We start from the raw sequence: 17,500 nt of genomic DNA, 5'->3' as shown, positions 1-17,500 counted from the left end.
AATCACTGGCCGTTTTGATTGTTCGAGTTTACTTAGAGGACTTTTGCAATCGCATCGGCCACGTAGTCGATGTTTTTGTTGTTCAGAGCAGCCAAGCAGATGCGGCCAGTCGATACAGCGTAGATGCCGTGCTCTGCGCGCAATACTTCAACTTGATCAGCAGTCAATCCGGTGTAAGAGAACATGCCGCGTTGTTGCGTTACGAAGCTGAAGTCTTGCGCCACACCGCGAGCAGCGAGCTTTTCAACCAAGCCAGAACGCATGCTGCGGATACGCACGCGCATGCCGCCGAGTTCTTCTTCCCACATTGCGCGCAATTCTGGGCTTGCCAAAACGGCCGCAACCACTGCGCCACCGTGGATTGGTGGGTTTGAGTAGTTCGTGCGGATGACACGTTTTAGTTGGCTCAATACGCGGCCAGATTCTTCTTTGCTTGAAGTGATGATCGACAATGCACCAACACGCTCACCATAGAGTGAGAAGCTTTTTGAGAATGAGCTAGAGATCAAGAATTGCAGGCCAGACGCTGCGAAAGCGTTGACTGCCACTGAGTCTTCACTAATACCTTCAGCAAAACCTTGGTAAGCCATGTCGAGGAACGGTACCAAACCGCGTTCGCGGCAAGCTTCAACGACTTCTGCCCATTGTGCATCAGACAAATCTGCACCAGTTGGGTTGTGGCAGCAAGCGTGCAAGATGATGATCGAGCCAGCTTCCAAACCAAGTAGGAAGGCTTTCATTGCTGCGAAATCTACGCCACGTGTCGCTGCGTCGTAGTATGGATAGTCGCCCACTTTGAAGCCAGCCGCTTCAAAAATTGCGCGATGGTTTTCCCAGCTTGGATTGCTGATGTAAACGGTTGCGTTTGGGTTCAGACGTTGCAAGAAGTCGCCGCCGATACGCAAAGCGCCTGTGCCGCCCAAGGCTTGAGCCGTTACAACGCGGCCAGCGGCAGTCAATTCGCTTTCAGTACCAAACAATAGGTTTTGCACGCCAGTGTTGTACGCTGGGTTGCCTTCGATGGCTTGGTAGCCACGTGGTGGTTGTGCCGCCAAACGGACTTGTTCCGCTGACTTTACCGCTGCCAATAGAGGAATTTTGCCTTCGTCATTAAAGTAAACGCCGACCCCTAGGTTGACTTTAAAGTCACGGGTATCGGCGTTGAAAGATTCGTTCAGACCCAAGATTGGATCGCGAGGGGCCATTTCTACAGCGGAAAAAATCGAAGACGACATGCAAAGCTCCACATTTAGATAAAGAAAAAAGGCTGTTTTGCCTTCTATTACTATCAAGATTCGCGCAATTTTAGCACGATTCATTATGACGAGGCGCTAGGCATCACTGCCGCTAAGTCGATTCTTTTGCTACTTTTTGTCGCAAAACATCAATTACAACGAGGACGTAAAAAAGCCGGCAGTGCCGGCTTGGGGTTTTATGCATTGAGGATATAGGGCGAAATGTCGACTTCATCGATTTGCTCGGGCTTCATAAAGCGTCGTGCATATTCAAGGTGCAAGCCTTCACTGAGAAAGAGCGAGAATATCTCAGGGTCAATATGTTGATCTTTGATCATAAATCCCATAATTTTGATCGCCTCTGAAAGCGTTTTGCCTTTTTTATAGGGCCGATCAATCGCGGTGAGTGCTTCAAAAATATCGGCAATTGCCATCATCCGTGCTGGGGAACTCATTTCGTCGCGTTTCAGCCGTTTTGGGTAACCCGTGCCATCCATTTTTTCGTGGTGGCCTCCGGCGATTTCTGGAACTCGGTGTAGGTGACGTGGGAAGGGGAGTTTTTCTAGCATGATAATGGTTTGAATAATATGCTCATTAATCTTGTAGCGTTCTTCTTCTGAAAGGGTACCTCGCGCTACGCCAAGATTGTAAAGCTCTCCACGGTTATACATGTGTTCCGGTACTTTGACCTTAAAGCCCCAAGGATTGTCTTCGGCAAGTTTATCGCGTTCGCTGCGAATTAAAATATGTTCTGCCTTATCGGCCAATAAAGCTTCGGTAACAGGCAGTTGCGCTTCGGGTTCACGGGCTTTGCGCTCTTTTTCTTCGTGTGAAATACCGATTCGGTCGGGTAGTGTACGTAGCCATGTGCGGCTGGCGATTTGTTTGAGTCGATCCACTTTTTCGGGGGCCATAAATTCACCGCCTTCGTTACAGGTGGCGATAAAGTGGTACTCCTCGTCCAGTGTGTCTCGTTCTTGAGTCAGTTGAGCTTGAAGTTCATGCGCATCTCCACCGTTCGCAATCCCTTGCCAGCATGCAATTTCTGCATCGCGTTTTAGTACCTCAAAGCGCATTCGCACTTCGTGAATTCGATCGTAGAGGGTTTCTAACTTTGTGGCTTTGTCGACCACATATTCTGGTGTCGTGACTTTACCGCAATCGTGTAACCATGCTGCGATATGGAGTTCTTCCCATTGCTCTTCATTGAGTGAGAAATCGGCAAATGGGCCGCTGCTTTGTTTTTGCGCTGCCAGCGCAAGCATTTTGGTCAGTTCTGGCACGCGTTGGCAGTGGCCGCCGGTGTAGGGGCTCTTGGCATCAATTGCGCCAGCAATGAGTTGAATAAAGGCTTCGAGCAATACTTTTTGCTCATTGATGAGGCGCTGCGTATCAACGGCAACGGCGGCAGTCGCGGCGATGGTTTGAACAAAAGCCAATAGGTCTGCGCTGGGTATACGAGCGTCATCAATAATGAGGGCTAAAACACCCACCAGCGTGCCATCACGATTGACTAGCGGTAGCGTCAGTTGGCTAAGGTCCCTCTCGGCAGGCGGTAGTAATGGGAACGATGCCTGAAACTCGCGGGGTGAAATTGTGCGTAGTATCTGTTGATTTTGTAGCGCTTGCGCAATCACATGTTGGCTATTTAATGCGATCGCGGTCGCTTTTCCAGCTGCAGTTTGCGCCTTGCTTTGCCAAAAATATTGTTCTGCTTCGATATGCTGCCCATCGGCATGAGTGATAAAAATAACCCCGCCTTCTGCGCGACTGACCGCACCAAGTTCATCCAAAATTCGCGCGAGCAAGCGGCCAAAATTAGTTTCTGCGGCGAGTGCTTGTGATAGCTCCATGAAATGTTGAATGGTTGTTTTCATTGCGCCTAAACTTTCAGCAAGGCGAGCTATCTCGGTAATATTGGTTTTAACTTGAATGGCTTCTCCAAATTGAAATTGCTCTATTTTTTGGATTTCACTGGTTAAATCATTGATTGGTTTTGATGCTCGGCGCGCCAGCCAAACTGCAACCATCAATCCGAATGCAATGATGAAAGCCGAAACCAACATGCTGCGATTACGTTCTTTAATTGCGGCAGCCATCAGCTCACGATGCGGGGTCGCCATCACCAGTTGTAGCGGCTGCATATTGGGGAGGTTAATGTTGAGCGCTAAACCTTCCCACTGCTCGCCGCTCTCTGCGGCAAACGTACTCGCGTTTTCGGCTTTTCCTTGCGGCATTCCTAAAAAGTGTTTGAGTACGGGGGCATCGTAAGACATGAGTTTGGGGAGAACGGTTTTTCCATCGGCCTCGATGATCAGTTCAGGAGTGCCTTTATGGCTAGCTAATACGCGTTCGTCTTGATCGAGTAGGGCGAGTCGAGTGTCTGGCGTGATTTTATGGCGCAGTAAAAATTCATTAATCCGTTCTAGTCGAATATCGCTTCCAACGACGGCGAGTTCATTGGTAGTTTGCTGAGCGAAGGTGATGCCAGGTAAACCGCTGGAGGCGAAGAAGTAAGGCGCAGACACCAGTAATTGATGAAAGTTGAGTTTTGCCTTGTACCAATCGCGGCTACGCGGGTCGAATTGGTATTCGGGGTCTACGCGCCGTTCGATTTGTTGTAGCGCTTGGTTGTAAAACAGGTATTCGCCGTGCGCTTTTCCATTCGGATGGGTCACACTTTGGATAATCCACATTGTTCCTGCTGGTGGATTGAAGCGTTTTTGAATCGCAGGGTTGCCTTCATACGTGCGAACTAGAAAAAAATCACCGGTTTCGTAACCGATAAATTGTGCGATCACGGCGGGGTTGTATTTCAAAGACGTGGCGAGGTAGGGCAGACTTTCAAGTCGTTCGTTGAGTGTGGTGGCATTCATCAGCCGTTGTTGTGCCATCAATTCGGTGCTACGAGCGCCACTTTGATAAATCGCCTCCACTTCTTCGATAGCGGCTTTTGCCGCTAGACGAAATTGCTGATCGGCCGATTGCTTCAAAATAACGCTGGTGGCATGGTACTGATTCCAGCCGCTAATCAGCGCAAAGCCAAGCAATAGCGCAATAAATAGATACGCTATGTGGATATAAAACGGGACTTTATTGTGGCTGGAGTGATGCATTTTCTTCGCCTAAGACTATTGGTCGAGCAAGTATAGGCGAAGAAAAGCAATTTTTAGATCAGATGTAAGCTTTTGCTATCTCTGGACGGTTGTTTGTCGTCGCTTGGCGTTTAAACGCTACGCCGGGAAAACTGGCGAGGTCGGAAACCAAATAGACCCAAGGCTGCAAAATAAACCATCATGCCTGCGGCGACCAGCGCGCCTAAGCGTAGCAATCGGATTGGCATATGGCCTTGACCCCATGCGGGCATTAATTGCATCACGCCATATAAGGCCAGCGCCATCAGTAATACTGCGACGATTAATTTAAATATAAAGCTCATCCAGCCCGGTTGTGGGGTGAATAGATCTTGTTTTCGCAACTGGTAATACAGTAATCCTGCATTGGCAATGGCGGCCAAACTAATTGATAAGGCGAGGCCTGTGTGCTGCAAAAATGGCACCAGCACCAAATTTAAGCCTTGGGTTACTAATAAAGAAAACACGGCAATTTTGACTGGCGTTTTGATGTTTTTACGGGCATAAAACGCGGGAGCCAGTGGTTTAATCAGAATCAATCCAGGAATGCCGACTGCGTAGGCCATCAGTGCCATTTGCGTCATTTGCGCATCATGCGCAGTAAATTTTCCGTACTGAAATAAGGAAATGGTGAGCGGCTCTGCGATGACAGCCAAGGCCACGGCAGAAGGCAGTGCCAGCAAGAGCGCCAAGCGCAATCCCCAGTCGAGTAATTTTGAATATTCATCCGTATCGTTATTGGCTAAAGATTTTGATAGCGAAGGAAGTAAGATCGTCCCTAAAGCAACGCCCAGTAAACCGGTGGGCAGCTCCATCAAGCGATCTGCGTAATAAATCCAAGACATTGAGCCGACGACTAAGAGTGAAGCCAAGCTTTGGTTAATGATTTGTGAAATTTGGCTCACCGACACGCCTAAAATAGCGGGCCCCATTTGTTTTAAAACGCGCCATACGGCAGGGTCTTTAAAGTTGAGCTTTGGGCGAACCAGCATGCCGATTTTTTTCAAATGAGGTAGCTGGTAGGCCAGCTGGGCTAGGCCGCCCAAGAGTAAGGCCCATGCCATCGCCATGATGGGCGGGTCAAAGTAGGGCGCAAAGAACAGTGCAAAAACAATAAATGAGATGTTCAGCAGAGTTGGGGTGAAGGCTGGAACCGAGAATTTGTTCCACGTATTGAGTACTGCGCCCGCCAGAGACGAGAGCGATATTAATAAAATATAGGGAAAGGTAATGCGTAATAGATCAGTGGTGAGCTCAAACTGACTCTGGTTTTTGGTAAATCCGTGCGCAGTGCTCCAGATAATCCATGGCGCAGCCAAAATTCCGATTAACGTAACAATAGCCAAAATGAGTGTAAGTAAGCCAGCCACGTTGGCAGTAAAGGCTTTGGCCGCCTCTTGTCCTTCGATAGTTTTTTTGTCTGCCAGTATTGGCACGAAGGCTTGAGAAAACGCGCCCTCTGCGAAGATACGTCTTAGTAAATTAGGTAGCCGAAAGGCCGTTACCCATGCATCCATTGCGGCGCCAGCGCCAAAAATAGTCGCCATAATCGCGTCGCGTGCAAAGCCCAGTACGCGTGAAACGAGGGTCATTGAGCTGACCGCAGCCAGTGATCTTAATAAATTCATTGTGTTTATCCATCCCTAGATGCCACGCATCATAACGCCTACTTGCACTCGGCGTGAAGAAGGCATAAAATTGCCCCCTTTCTAGGGTGTGTGTGCTGCCGAAAGTCCGTGTCTCCGGCGAAGCAGTAGACCCGTTTATACCTTTAGGAGAATTACCATGGCAAATACCGCACAAGCACGCAAACGCGCTCGTCAAGCTGAAGTTGCACGTCTACACAACGGCGCACAACGTTCAGAATTCCGTACTGCAGTTAAGAAAGTACTGAAAGCGATCGCGGCTGGCGACAAAGCGGCTGCTGCAGCTGTTTACCAAGAATCTGTTAGCACGATCGACAGCTTGGCTGACAAAAAGATCTACCACAAGAACAAAGCAGCTCGTCATAAGAGCCGTTTGTCTGCTGCGATCAAAGCAATGGCTGCTGCCTAAGCTTTGTAAGTAACAGGTTCTAAAGCAAAATAACCCGCCTAAAGCGGGTTTTTTTGTGCCTATTTGTCATGGAAATATAATCGTGAGTTTTAGCTAAAGCGCGTTGAAGACAATCGAAAACTTTGCATAATGCGCCAATAGGCGGGTTCGTCCAGTACGTAGATTCGTCCATCGGGTGCTTCGTGTGGTGCGATATCAACTGAAATCCGTACATATCGTCCTGTTTCTTGCCAAATGGCCGCACCAATTCGTTCAACAAACCAATCGGCACTTTCTCCAGATTTGAGTTCTGCTTCATGGCGAACTTCTAGCAGAATCACTTGGTCAGCTAATGTTTTTCGGCGTACCCAAGATGGCATGCACCAAGCGCGTTTGATCGCTAATAGTGTCCGCTCGGCTTCGGCGGGGGAAATGGGTGCTACGCTAAGTTGTAAACGATAGGTCGTCGACATAGTGTCATCCAAAAGTCGCACAAGTCAGGTATAAACCCCGAGCTGGACTTCAATCAACGGACGGCAAGGGGTATTTCTACCTCCCGTCACTCAGATTCGTATGCTAGGCTAAGAGTCTGCCCGAATGTAGTGGAATTCATTATGAACGAGAGTAGCGAATTAAGCACCCGTCCTAAAGTGTTAATTGTGGATGATTCGCGGATTGTCCGCGCAACGGTCAAAAAACATTTATCCGAGCATTTTGATATTTTGGAAGAGGCCGATGGCGAGGCGGGTTGGAAACGCTTGTTGGCTGATACCAGCATTAACTTAATGGTGTCGGATCTGACAATGCCTGAATTAGATGGCTTGGGCTTGCTAGCGCGGATCCGTAGCTCGGGGGATGATCGTTTGCATCATTTGCCGGTGATTATTATCTCTGGTGAAGAAGACGAGGCGACCAAATTACGCTGTGTTGAATGCGGTGCCAATGATTTCATTACCAAATCCACTGATCGTACCGAGATGCTGGCCCGGGTCAAAGCCAATCTGGAATTAGCGGCCACTCGAAGGGAGTTAGCTGAGTCACGTGCGGTGCAAGTGCAAACGACCACAGATGAGCTGACCGGTGTTGGCAGCTCGCATTTATTGGATTTACAGCTCAATCAAGCGCTGGCTTTTGCGCTGCGCCACAATAGCGAAGTGACTTTGCTGCTGTTAGAAGTCAATCATCACCAAGCCTTGAACGATAAATTGGGCGAAAAACTATACGGTCAAATGCTTGGGCTTCTGGCTAAATTGCTCGAAGGCAAATTGCGCAAGGAAGATACCTTGGCGCATTTGACCGGGCCCATGTTTGCGATTGTGTCGCCAGCAACGCCATTGACCGAAGCGCGAATTGTTGCAGAGCGTTTACGTAATAGCATTGCCAATGCGCGGATTAATTTCCGTGGACAGCAATTGCGCGTCACGGCCAGTATTTCTGTCGCTAATTCTTGGCATGACGATGCGCAGTCGAGTGAGCGCATGATGATGATTGCGCAGGATCGGCTATATGCCACGCCGATAGAAAATCAGGTCTTTATGCCTGAGGTGAATACCTCGATTGCGCCGACACCGTTAATCGCAGAGGCCTTAGTGATGTTGCATAAAGGCATGGGCACAGAGCTGCAGCCACATTTATTGGCGCTGATGCGCAATTTGCAGCCTCTATTGGCGATGGCTAATCAAGAATTGAACTTAGATTGGGATTTATCTCGGCTTGATGAGTAATCAATGTTTTTGACCCATAAAAAAGCACAGCTAAGTAGCTGTGCTTTTTTATGGGTATTGGTTTGTAGTCATTGTTATGCAATGTCTTGATTTAAATACATTGCTTGATGGTTTGAGTTGGCTTGATGTGTGACGCGTTGTTCGATAAACAAAGTATTGCCTTGCTGCCGCTTGGCCATGTGCTTTGCAGCACAAGCGGTATTGGCAACTTCATGGTGCGTGTTGTAATCACGGGCAATAATTTGTGCTGCGCCGAGCGACATCGACACTAAGGGATGATGTTGTAGCTGCCCTTGGCGATTATGGGCTTGATATCCGTTCTCTGCCAAATGGGTGGGGCTAAAGAAAGCTGATAAGTGCTGTTGGAACTCGCTCAAAATTGCTTCGCAGCGGCTTTGCCAATCAGGCGAGCGCAGCAGCAAGATAAAGTCATCACCGCCAACATGGCCGACAAAATCTAGTTGCGGCTCGGTATTGCGCTGTAGTAAATGGCCGCAATATTGCAGTAATTCATCCCCACGGGCATAACCGTAGACATCGTTGTAGGGTTTAAAATGATCCAAATCCACATAAACGACCGTGAAATTAAGCTGCTCGGCCAAAAGCTGGGCAATGGTTTCTTGGATCGGCGCATTACCGGGCAAGCCGGTGAGTGGGTTGGCGTGACGCGCAGCGCTAATTTGTAAGGCGGTCATGGCGCGAATAAGATCGCGCCCCGTACCCATGCCAAGGTAGCGGCCTTGCTCGGTCAAAATAAAACCATCATTGAGGTCGCCGCGCTCGCATGAAGTGATTAAGCGCGCTAATTCAGTCAGGCTGGTGGCTTGTTCCACAATCAGCGGATTGCGATCCATTTGCGTGGCGCAACTGCGTGCGCCAAATAATTCACGGCTAAAAGGGCGCGAGAATAATTCTAATAAATCGCTGCGTTTGATCAGACCAATCGGTTTGTCGTTTTCGACCACCGGAATTGCGATCAGATCGGTTTGGGCTGAAAGCCGCCGCCAAATGGCTTCGTTGCTATCTGCTGGGCTTGCGCATGGGATTTGTTTTAATAACGCGCCTGCATGGCTGCTGCGTTGGTCAATCGTGATTGGCGTTTGCGTTTGCAATGTAGGTAGCTTGATCTTAGCAATCGGCTGAACATTGGGATGTCCAATCAAATAGCCCTGTGCCAAGTTAATGCCTATCCTTTGGATGACTTCAAGTTCAGCCGCCGTTTCAATGCCTTCGGCTATGACGCAAGTGCCGGTGTGGAGTGCGATATGCTGAATCGAGCGGACAAATTGGCGTTTTTGCGGATCAGAACCAATGCCTTGGATGAAATATTTATCGATTTTGACAAAGTCAGGCTTGAGTTCAGACCATAGCCGCAAGCTAGAAAAACCTTCCCCTAAATCATCCAGCGCAATCTTAAATCCCATCTCGCGGTAATGTTTGAGCGCTTCGGTCAAAAGGTTGTAATCGCCAGTCGATTGCGTTTCGGTGAGCTCAATCACTACGCGATGTGGGTCTAGACCAACTTCTTTGAGGTAGGCCAGTGTGGCGCCGGGGCGAAACGAGGGTTGAATAAGGCTGGTGGGGCAGATGTTGAGAAATAACTTTCCCGGTAAGTTGCGTTCGACAAAGGCTTTGATAATCACTTTACGACACGCTACATCGAGCTCAACCAGTTGATTGCAGCGTTCGGCGGTCTGAAATAAATTGATCGGGGAATGTAGAAAATGGGCGGATGGGCCACGAATCAGCCCTTCAAAACCATAGGCCTGCTCGTGATTGAGTGCGGCAATCGGTTGAAATAGGGCATTGAGTTTTTGTTGCTGAATAATCTGCTCGAGTTCGGCGCAATAGGGGTCAGTCGTGCAGATGGAATTCATACAAACTCGAAAGGGCTGGCGGGAGGTTGTAAGGTAACAGCCAAAGATGAATTTTTTGTTACATTGCTCGTGCTGAGCATGAAATATGACAAATAATATTGATGTAGCCAATTCGTTCGCAATTCATCGCAGCGATGAAAAAGCCCAAGTGGTGTGCTTGGGCTTTGGGTTTGATAAGGCGAGGGTATTGCTTTGTAGCTCTTTTTATATAGTGGCTAGATCAATATACGTTATTAATTTTTAACGTGTGAATCGCTGCGTAATCGGCATGCGCCAATCTTTGCCGAATGAGCGCTGAGTAATGCGTGGGCCAACAGGCGCTTGGCGGCGCTTGTATTCGTTGATTTTCAGTAAACGCACTACTTTATTGACATCCGCTTCGGCGTAACCGAGCTTGATGATGTCGGCGATGCTTAAATTATCCTCAACGTAAGCGGCCAAAATCGCATCAAGTACTTCGTACTCGGGCAGGCTATCTTGGTCTTTTTGATCGGGGCGCAGCTCGGCTGAAGGTGGGCGGGTGATAATGCGCTCTGGAATCACGACGCCCTGCTCATTACGCCAGTTCGACAGGCGATACACCAGCGTTTTGGCAATGTCTTTGAGCACTGCAAAACCACCAGCCATATCGCCATACAGTGTGGCATAGCCCGTGGTCATTTCTGATTTATTACCCGTGGTGAGTACTAGCTTGCCAGTCTTGTTGGATAAGGCCATCAAGAGCATACCCCGAATACGACTTTGTAAATTCTCTTCGGTGGTATCCATGTCGCGTCCTTCGAACTCAGGTGCGAGCCCAGCCATCATGCTTTCATACATCGACCAGATTTCGATTTCAGAATATTGGCAGCCGAGGATGTCTATCATCTCGCGCGAGTCATTGACTGAAATATCGGCGGTATAACGCGATGGCATCATCACCGCATGCACGTTTTCTGCGCCCAGCGCATCCACCGCAATCGCCAGAGTCAGTGCTGAATCAATACCGCCAGAGAGGCCGAGTAAGATGCCAGGGAAGCGATTTTTGCCGATGTAGTCTTTCACGCCTTGTACCAAAGCGCCGTAGACGCTGGCTTCGATGGATTCATCAGCTGCCACGTTACCGATCTGCAAATCGCCATCGACGTAATCGACATAGCCAATCATCGCTTGATATGCAGGTAGTTGCAGCGCTAAAGCGCCGGCCCTGTTGATCGCAAATGAATGACCATCAAAAATCAATTCATCTTGCCCGCCCATCAAATTGCAATACACCACCGGCATGTTGTTTTCATCGACACGCTGACGGGCCACTTCGCGACGTGTGCTTTGTTTAGCTTGATGATACGGTGAGGCATTCAGTACGAGTAATACATCTGCACCTTCATCGCGTGCGGCGGCTGCGGGCTCGGTATCCCACAGGTCTTCGCAAATAGCGATGCCGATATTGACGCCATTTTGCTCAAAGACTAGCGGTACAATACCCGGTGTAAAGTAGCGAACTTCGTCGAAAACCGCATTGTTAGGCAGCAATAACTTATCGTAGCGCCCCAAGAAGTTCCCATCGCGAATCACGCAGGCCGAATTAAAAATTTCATCGCCACTCATAGATGGGTAACCCAGCACCAAGGTAATCCCGTCGAGTTCGTCGATAAATCGACCAATTTTCTCGCGGCATTGCTGCAAGAATGCTGGGCGTAGTAGCAAGTCTTCGGGTGGGTAGCCGGTTAACGCCAGCTCTGGTGTGAGGAGTATCTCGGCGCCGTTGGCTGCCGCTTCGCGTGCCGCAGCAAAAATAAGCTCGGTGTTGCCGTCGAGGTCACCAACAATGGGGTTGATCTGAGCAAGGGCGATTTTCATGGGCGGCAATTAATCAGCGTAGGAAAACCGCTATTTTAACGATATGCGCAGCGCTGTGTGCGCAAAATCATGCCTGTGCGATTTGTTACGTCTTTCTCTCGGGGCCGCACGATACAATAAGTGATTATTTCATCCGCCATTTTAGCCTCGCTTCGAATATGACACAGCCCAAAATCGCGCATTATCAACTCCAGTCTCGCCTTGGTCAGGGCGCGATGGGTGTGGTATTTCGTGCGCGGGATGAGCGCTTAGAGCGAGATGTGGCGATTAAACTGTTGCAAGTGTCGCTCGATAGCGCAGAGGCGGCGGATTACGCCGCTCGCTTGCTGCAAGAGGCTCGCTCGGCTGCGCGCCTGAATCACCCCGGTATTATTACCGTGTTTGATTGTGGTGAATGGCGTGGTAAGCCTTATTTAGCGATGGAGTTAGTGCAGGGAATTAGTCTAAAAGCAGTATTGGAAAAGCGTGGCACCCTCGCCGTTCGCGACGTGATTCGCATAGCAAAGCAGATGTTCTCGGCCTTGGCCCATGCGCATCGGCATGATGTAGTGCATAGGGATATTAAACCCGCCAATTTGATGCTGACCAAAGACGGGCGCTTAAAGATTACCGACTTTGGTATTGCGCAATTGCCCGCCAGCGATTTAACCCGAACTGGCACCATACTGGGCTCGCCGCGATATATGTCGCCCGAGCAATTGGCCGGCACCAAGCTGGACGGTCGCGCCGATATTTATTCGGCGGGTGTCGTGCTGTATCAAGCGCTGACTGGAAAGGTACCGTTTGATGGTGAAACCACGATGAATATCGTGTTTAACATCCTGCATTCAGAGCCGATTGATCCTCGCTCCCTTAACTCTGAAGTACCGCCATGGCTGGCCGATTTGATTTTGCGCTGCTTGGCAAAAAAACAAGAAGATCGATTTGCATTGGCTGGTGAGGTGCTGGTTGCGATTCAGTCTGCGGGCACGAATACGTTTTCATCTAAGAGCAGCAGTGATGCAAGCGTGAATGAGCCCAAAGTCGATGAGGTACCGCAGCCTGAAGTCGAACAGCGCGAGCGCTATCCACTAGTGAGTTGGCTGCAACAAACGTGGATGACGCTACTCTGGGTCTTGCGTCAAATAGGTTTAATGTTGGCAAGTATTGTGCGTCAGCTCTGGCCATGGCTATTGCGCGCAGCAGCCATGGTTAAGAGAAGGATGCCGATTGCAGGGGCTAAGCTATCGCAAGCTTGGCAAATTCTTCAGCCGATTTTACTTGCACTCTTTTTACGCGCGAGACAGCAGTTTTTAGCTTTACCAAAGAAAATACAGGCCGGCATGGTGGCGTTGCTTGTAGCGAGTTTGCTTTGGTTGATGTGGCCGACGCCCGAGTCTGAAATTGCGGCCGCGACCATCACCTGGACCAGGCCTAGCCCAGAAGCTGAGCCGGCTCAGCTAAAGCCATTCGTATCGGCGGCCCCCATGGTTGAGCCCGCTCCTGAGCCGGCATTAGAAAGCTATTACGAGCGTGCCCCAGAGCAAGCTAAGGTCAGCGAGGCAACGCCGTTGCCCCAGCGGGTTGAGTCGACATTGAGTAGCGGTTTGCAACAAGTCGGCAAGGCACTTGATTCTGCGGTGACGGGGGCTGTGGATTGCTTTAAAGGAAAAGCGACTTGCCCAACGTCTGCACCCGAGTTGCAAAGGCGTGGCGGCGGCTAATTTTGAGCGATGCTCGTTCAATGTGTAGAGAGCTTGCTATTTGGGCTGGCGCACACTAAAAAAATGACAGAAGAGGGTGAAATTAGCCAATGCGATTCAGTATTGAGCGGTGCATTCTTATTTCATTTAAGTGAGCGTTAAAATGCAATTCGATGAAATCCAAGCTGGGCACTTCAATACATTATCTCGCACGCCATTTCCGCATGTTTTGCTTGAACAAGCCTTGTTGCAGCTCGGTGGCGGCGGCGTTGAGGGTAGTAAATTTGCGAAACAAGTACTCACCGCAGCCGGTTGGCGGCATGCCAGCGTTGTTTCCTATGGCAAATATCCTGATGAGGCCGCGGTTGCATTTAATAAAGTGCGTGCGGTGCTTCAAACCAATCAAGACCCCACAGCACTGATTGAATTATTGAGCGCGCGTTAAGCCGTCAATTGGCGTTATGGCGCGTAGCCATTCATAAATAATTTCACCGCACTGGTCACCTGCAGGTCAATCTCGGCTTGGCTTGGATTGCCCACAGAAAGCTGCATGCGGCGGATAATCCCCGCATCACACATGGCCATAAATTGCTCCGCCGCGAGTTTCGGTTGAGGGATGTCTAATTTTCCTGCTTGATTCAGTCGCGTCAGGTATTCGGTCAATACGCCCATGGATAGTGCGGGGCCGGTGGATTCAATCAATTGCCCGAGTTGCGGGAATTGCATCACTTCCGCCAAGACGATGCGAAATAGTCGCTGCTGATCTTCTTGCAGTAAGCCACTCAAGCATTGGGTGCCAAATTGCGTGAGTACATTTTCTACGGGCGCAGCCATCAATTGCGCGGCCTCCGGCAATTGCGCTTCTCCGCCACATTCGCCTGTAATCAGCGCGACAAACAAAATTTCTTTGCTAGCAAAGTAATTGTAAATCGTGCCTTTCGATACGCCGGCTGCTTTCGCTATTTTTTCAACGCTGGTGCTGGCAAAGCCATGCTCCATAAACATGGTTCGAGCGCCGCTGAGAATTTGCGCGCGCTTGCTGTCTGTGAGTTTACTACTTGCTGCGTTCATAAGCTTTCCAAATTAAATGCGTAATACATATTGACCGAACCGTTCGGTCAGTTTAGCATCGTCATCACTGATAATCTAGTTTCAATTGTGATGCACGGCGATGCGCCACAGTTAAATTCGCCGGATTGATTTTGCTAAGTAAAACATGCTCGATTCATGTGGCAATGCGCTTGTCTGCCAAATAAAGTATTTTCAGGCACTTCCGCTTCTACGGATGAATCGTCTTCTGTAACTCTCACAGGGAAACGCAACACTTATGCGCCAGCGTTTAAATTTGATGGTGATCACCGTCTTGGCTGCGTTAACCGGTTGTGCGGTAAATTTACCGCAACCCGATGCCGCACAATTAGAACCAAAGGAAAAAGCTTGGCAAGCCTCTGCGCCGAGTACTGCTCGTTTGGCGGCACAAAAAGAGTGGTGGCAATCTTGGCAAGACCCTGTGCTCGATGGTTTGTTGATTGCTGCGCAACAAGCCAATCCAACGCTCGAATTTGCGCAAGCGCGAATTCGTGAAGCGCGTGCCAAAGCCTACTCAGCCAAATCCTATTTGTGGCCGACAATTGGCGCGACTGCTGTAGGTACGCGCAGCCAAAATGAGCTGATGTCCCCGAATTACATTACGAATAACGGCTCGGTGGGCTTAGATGCGAGCTGGGAGATCGATCTGTGGGGCGGGATTCGCGCAGCTGAACAAGGTTTGGTTGCCAATATGAAAGCGCGAGAAGTCGAGTGGCATGATGCTCAAGTGAGCGTTGCCGCCGAAGTCGCCAACGCCTATGTGGCGTTGCGTGCCTATCAAGCTATGGCGGATATTGTCGCGGCTGATTTGGAGTCGCGTAATCGTAGTTTGCAACTCACGCAGGATAAAGCCAGCGTGGGTTTGGCCAGCCCTGTGGATGTGGCATTAGCCGATGCAAGTAGTGCGGATTCTGTGGCGCAGTTGGCGGAAATGCAAGAAGGAGTCGCGATCTCGATTAAAGCGCTGGTCGCGGTGACTGGTTTAAGCGAAGCGCAGGTTCGCGCTCAAATTAGCCAAGGTCAACGTCAATTGCCGCAACCGCTGGGTTTTGCGGTGACTTCATTGCCTGCCGAAGTGATTACGCAGCGGCATGATATTCGCGTCGAGGCAGAAAAAGTAAAAGTCGCCGCCGCCGATGTGGGGATTGCCAAAGTTGCCCGATTGCCATCGCTAAGCTTATTCGGTGCAATTAGCGTGGGTCGCCAAGAGACAAGCAGCGTAGAACTGAGTGGTAATTCGTGGTCGTTTGGCCCAACTGTGAAGCTACCGATTTTCAATGCGGGACGCTTAAAGTCAGAAGAAGAAGCCGCGCAAGCTCGCTTTGAGCAGGCCCTTGCAATGTATCAACAGCAAGTTCGCTTTGCCGTGCGCGAAGTTGAGCAGACCATGGTTAAGCTCGATAGTAGCAATCAACGTGTTGCGGCGACCTTGCGTTCAGTGGCTGGCTATCAAAAGCAGCAAGATGCAACGAATGCGATGTGGAAAGCAGGCAGCGCTAACTTGCTCGATTTGGAAATTTCTCGACGCTTTTTATTAACGGCTCAAACCAAGCAAATTTCGCTGCAACGAGAGCAATTGGCTTTATGGATCTCCTTGTATAAAGCGGTCGGCGGTGAGTGGCCACAGAACTCAGTAAGTCATTAATGTTTACTGTGATGTATATCTATCAGGCCATTATTAATTAATGGCTACAAGTACATACTGGAGTAGGGTAATGAATCAATTTCTGGATAAACTGCCATTTCATCGCAATACGATTTTTAAAGCACTGATCGTGGCTTTTGTCGCAAGCATCGCTGTTACGACAGCTGTTGTACAGGCTGATAGTAAAGAGAAAAAAGTCGAAGCGGCCAAGCCCGTGCTGTCGGTGAGCTTGGTGAAACCCAAGTCAATTGAATGGGCGCAAACCGTTGCCGCCAACGGCAATGTTGTGGCGTGGCAAGAATCGCTGATTGGCATCGAATTGGGTGGCGTGCGTTTGGTCGAGCTTAATGCGCAAGTTGGCGATGTGGTGAACAAAGGCCAGCTGTTGGCGCGCTTTAACGATGAAACGGTGCAAGCCGAAGTCGCACAAGCCAAAGCATCACTCGCCGAAACTGAAGCGGCCTTGGCCGAGGCCAAGCAAAACGCTGATCGAGTTCGCCAATTAGGTAACACCGGCGCGATGTCTGAGCAGCAGATGACCGAAGCCTACACCAAAGAACTCACCGCCAAAGCGCGGGTGCAATCGGCGAAAGCGCAACTGAGTTCCGTCCAAGTTCGCCTTGGACAAACGCGGATTGTAGCTCCGGACGACGGCATTATCTCTGCACGTAGCGCATCGCTTGGCGCGGTGAGTCAGCCGGGGCAAGAGTTGTTCCGCTTGGTACGTCAAGGTCGCTTGGAATGGCAGGCCGAAGTAACGGCAGCAGAAAGCGGCCGAATCAAAGCGGGTCAAGCGGTGACGGTGGCGCTGCCGACGGGCAAAGTGCTGCAAGGCACGGTGCGCAAAATTGCGCCAACGGCGGATATGAAAACTCGCAATGTCTTGGTGTATGTCGATCTAAAAAATAGTGATGCCGGATTGAGCGAGGCCAAACCAGGCATGTTCGCCAAGGGCAGTATTGCTGTCGGTAAAGGCAAAGCACTGGCCGTGCCGGGCAGCGCAGTACTGCTGCGTGATGGTTTTGCCAATGTGTTTGTGTTGCAGACAAGCAATTCCGTTTCGAAAGTGAAACAAGTTCGCGTCAAATTGGGGCGGCAGGCCGACGGCATGATGGAAGTAGAAGGCATCACAGCTGATCAGCAAATTGTCGCCAGTGGCGTTGGCTTCCTCGCTGATGGTGATGTGGTTCGTGTTGTTACGAAGTGATGGGTATCTGCTTCTAATTAATGCTTATCAATGT

General features: G+C 49.9%; 13 protein-coding genes. 6 read left to right on the top strand and 7 right to left on the bottom strand.

The features are described 5' to 3' along the window. Window positions 1-32: 32 nt before the first annotated feature. The 3 genes from K4H28_RS11860 to murJ all read right to left on the bottom strand — a co-directional run bounded on the left by K4H28_RS11860 (window position 33) and on the right by murJ (window position 5,997). Window positions 33-1,235 (bottom strand): amino acid aminotransferase, encoded by a 1,203-nt coding sequence (locus K4H28_RS11860; protein WP_221005396.1) that lies wholly within the window; start codon window positions 1,233-1,235, stop codon window positions 33-35. Window positions 1,236-1,432: 197 nt separating this feature from the next. Next, the gene (locus K4H28_RS11855; RefSeq protein ID WP_221005395.1) at window positions 1,433-4,351 is read right to left on the bottom strand and encodes an HD domain-containing phosphohydrolase; all 2,919 of its coding nucleotides are present in this window, start codon (window positions 4,349-4,351) and stop codon (window positions 1,433-1,435) included. A gap of 110 nt (window positions 4,352-4,461) precedes the next feature. Further along, window positions 4,462-5,997, bottom strand: coding sequence for a murein biosynthesis integral membrane protein MurJ (gene murJ / locus K4H28_RS11850; RefSeq protein WP_221005394.1), 1,536 nt, complete (start codon window positions 5,995-5,997; stop codon window positions 4,462-4,464). A 157-nt stretch (window positions 5,998-6,154) separates the two neighbouring features. Here murJ and rpsT point away from each other — a divergent pair, with 157 nt between their 5' ends. Beyond that, window positions 6,155-6,424, top strand: coding sequence for a 30S ribosomal protein S20 (gene rpsT / locus K4H28_RS11845; RefSeq protein WP_221005393.1), 270 nt, complete (start codon window positions 6,155-6,157; stop codon window positions 6,422-6,424). A gap of 89 nt (window positions 6,425-6,513) precedes the next feature. On the opposite strand, the gene K4H28_RS11840 is transcribed toward rpsT, so the two are convergent. Then, window positions 6,514-6,876 carry a hypothetical protein gene (locus tag K4H28_RS11840; protein ID WP_221005392.1) on the bottom strand — a complete coding sequence of 121 codons (363 nt, stop codon included), beginning with the start codon at window positions 6,874-6,876 and terminating at the stop codon, window positions 6,514-6,516. A 141-nt stretch (window positions 6,877-7,017) separates the two neighbouring features. Here K4H28_RS11840 and K4H28_RS11835 point away from each other — a divergent pair, with 141 nt between their 5' ends. After that, window positions 7,018-8,127 carry a GGDEF domain-containing response regulator gene (locus tag K4H28_RS11835; RefSeq protein WP_221005391.1) on the top strand — a complete coding sequence of 370 codons (1,110 nt, stop codon included), beginning with the start codon at window positions 7,018-7,020 and terminating at the stop codon, window positions 8,125-8,127. Window positions 8,128-8,201: 74 nt separating this feature from the next. On the opposite strand, the gene K4H28_RS11830 is transcribed toward K4H28_RS11835, so the two are convergent. Further along, the gene (locus K4H28_RS11830) at window positions 8,202-10,004 is read right to left on the bottom strand and encodes a GGDEF domain-containing protein (RefSeq protein ID WP_221005390.1); all 1,803 of its coding nucleotides are present in this window, start codon (window positions 10,002-10,004) and stop codon (window positions 8,202-8,204) included. 240 nt (window positions 10,005-10,244) lie between these two features. Continuing rightward, complete coding sequence (locus K4H28_RS11825; RefSeq protein WP_221005389.1) at window positions 10,245-11,843, bottom strand: NAD+ synthase; 1,599 nt, start codon at window positions 11,841-11,843, stop codon at window positions 10,245-10,247. Window positions 11,844-12,001: 158 nt separating this feature from the next. Between K4H28_RS11825 and K4H28_RS11820 the strand changes: the two genes are divergently transcribed. Beyond that, a complete protein-coding gene (locus K4H28_RS11820; RefSeq protein WP_221005388.1) occupies window positions 12,002-13,546 on the top strand; it encodes a serine/threonine-protein kinase in 1,545 nt (514 codons plus the stop codon). 142 nt (window positions 13,547-13,688) lie between these two features. Then, window positions 13,689-13,970: a hypothetical protein gene (locus K4H28_RS11815; protein ID WP_221005387.1), complete on the top strand. Its 282-nt coding sequence runs from the start codon at window positions 13,689-13,691 to the stop codon at window positions 13,968-13,970. Window positions 13,971-13,984: 14 nt separating this feature from the next. On the opposite strand, the gene K4H28_RS11810 is transcribed toward K4H28_RS11815, so the two are convergent. After that, a complete protein-coding gene (locus K4H28_RS11810) occupies window positions 13,985-14,596 on the bottom strand; it encodes a TetR/AcrR family transcriptional regulator (protein ID WP_221005386.1) in 612 nt (203 codons plus the stop codon). A gap of 256 nt (window positions 14,597-14,852) precedes the next feature. Here K4H28_RS11810 and K4H28_RS11805 point away from each other — a divergent pair, with 256 nt between their 5' ends. Both K4H28_RS11805 and K4H28_RS11800 read left to right on the top strand, forming a co-directional pair. Continuing rightward, on the top strand, window positions 14,853-16,259 hold the full coding sequence (locus K4H28_RS11805) for an efflux transporter outer membrane subunit (RefSeq protein ID WP_221005385.1): 1,407 nt from the start codon (window positions 14,853-14,855) through the stop codon (window positions 16,257-16,259). A 70-nt stretch (window positions 16,260-16,329) separates the two neighbouring features. Then, window positions 16,330-17,466, top strand: coding sequence for an efflux RND transporter periplasmic adaptor subunit (locus K4H28_RS11800; RefSeq protein WP_221005384.1), 1,137 nt, complete (start codon window positions 16,330-16,332; stop codon window positions 17,464-17,466). Window positions 17,467-17,500: the final 34 nt, after the last annotated feature.

Source organism: Deefgea tanakiae, assembly GCF_019665765.1.
Lineage (GTDB): Bacteria > Pseudomonadota > Gammaproteobacteria > Burkholderiales > Chitinibacteraceae > Deefgea > Deefgea tanakiae.
This window is presented reverse-complemented; position numbering and strand designations above follow the sequence as displayed.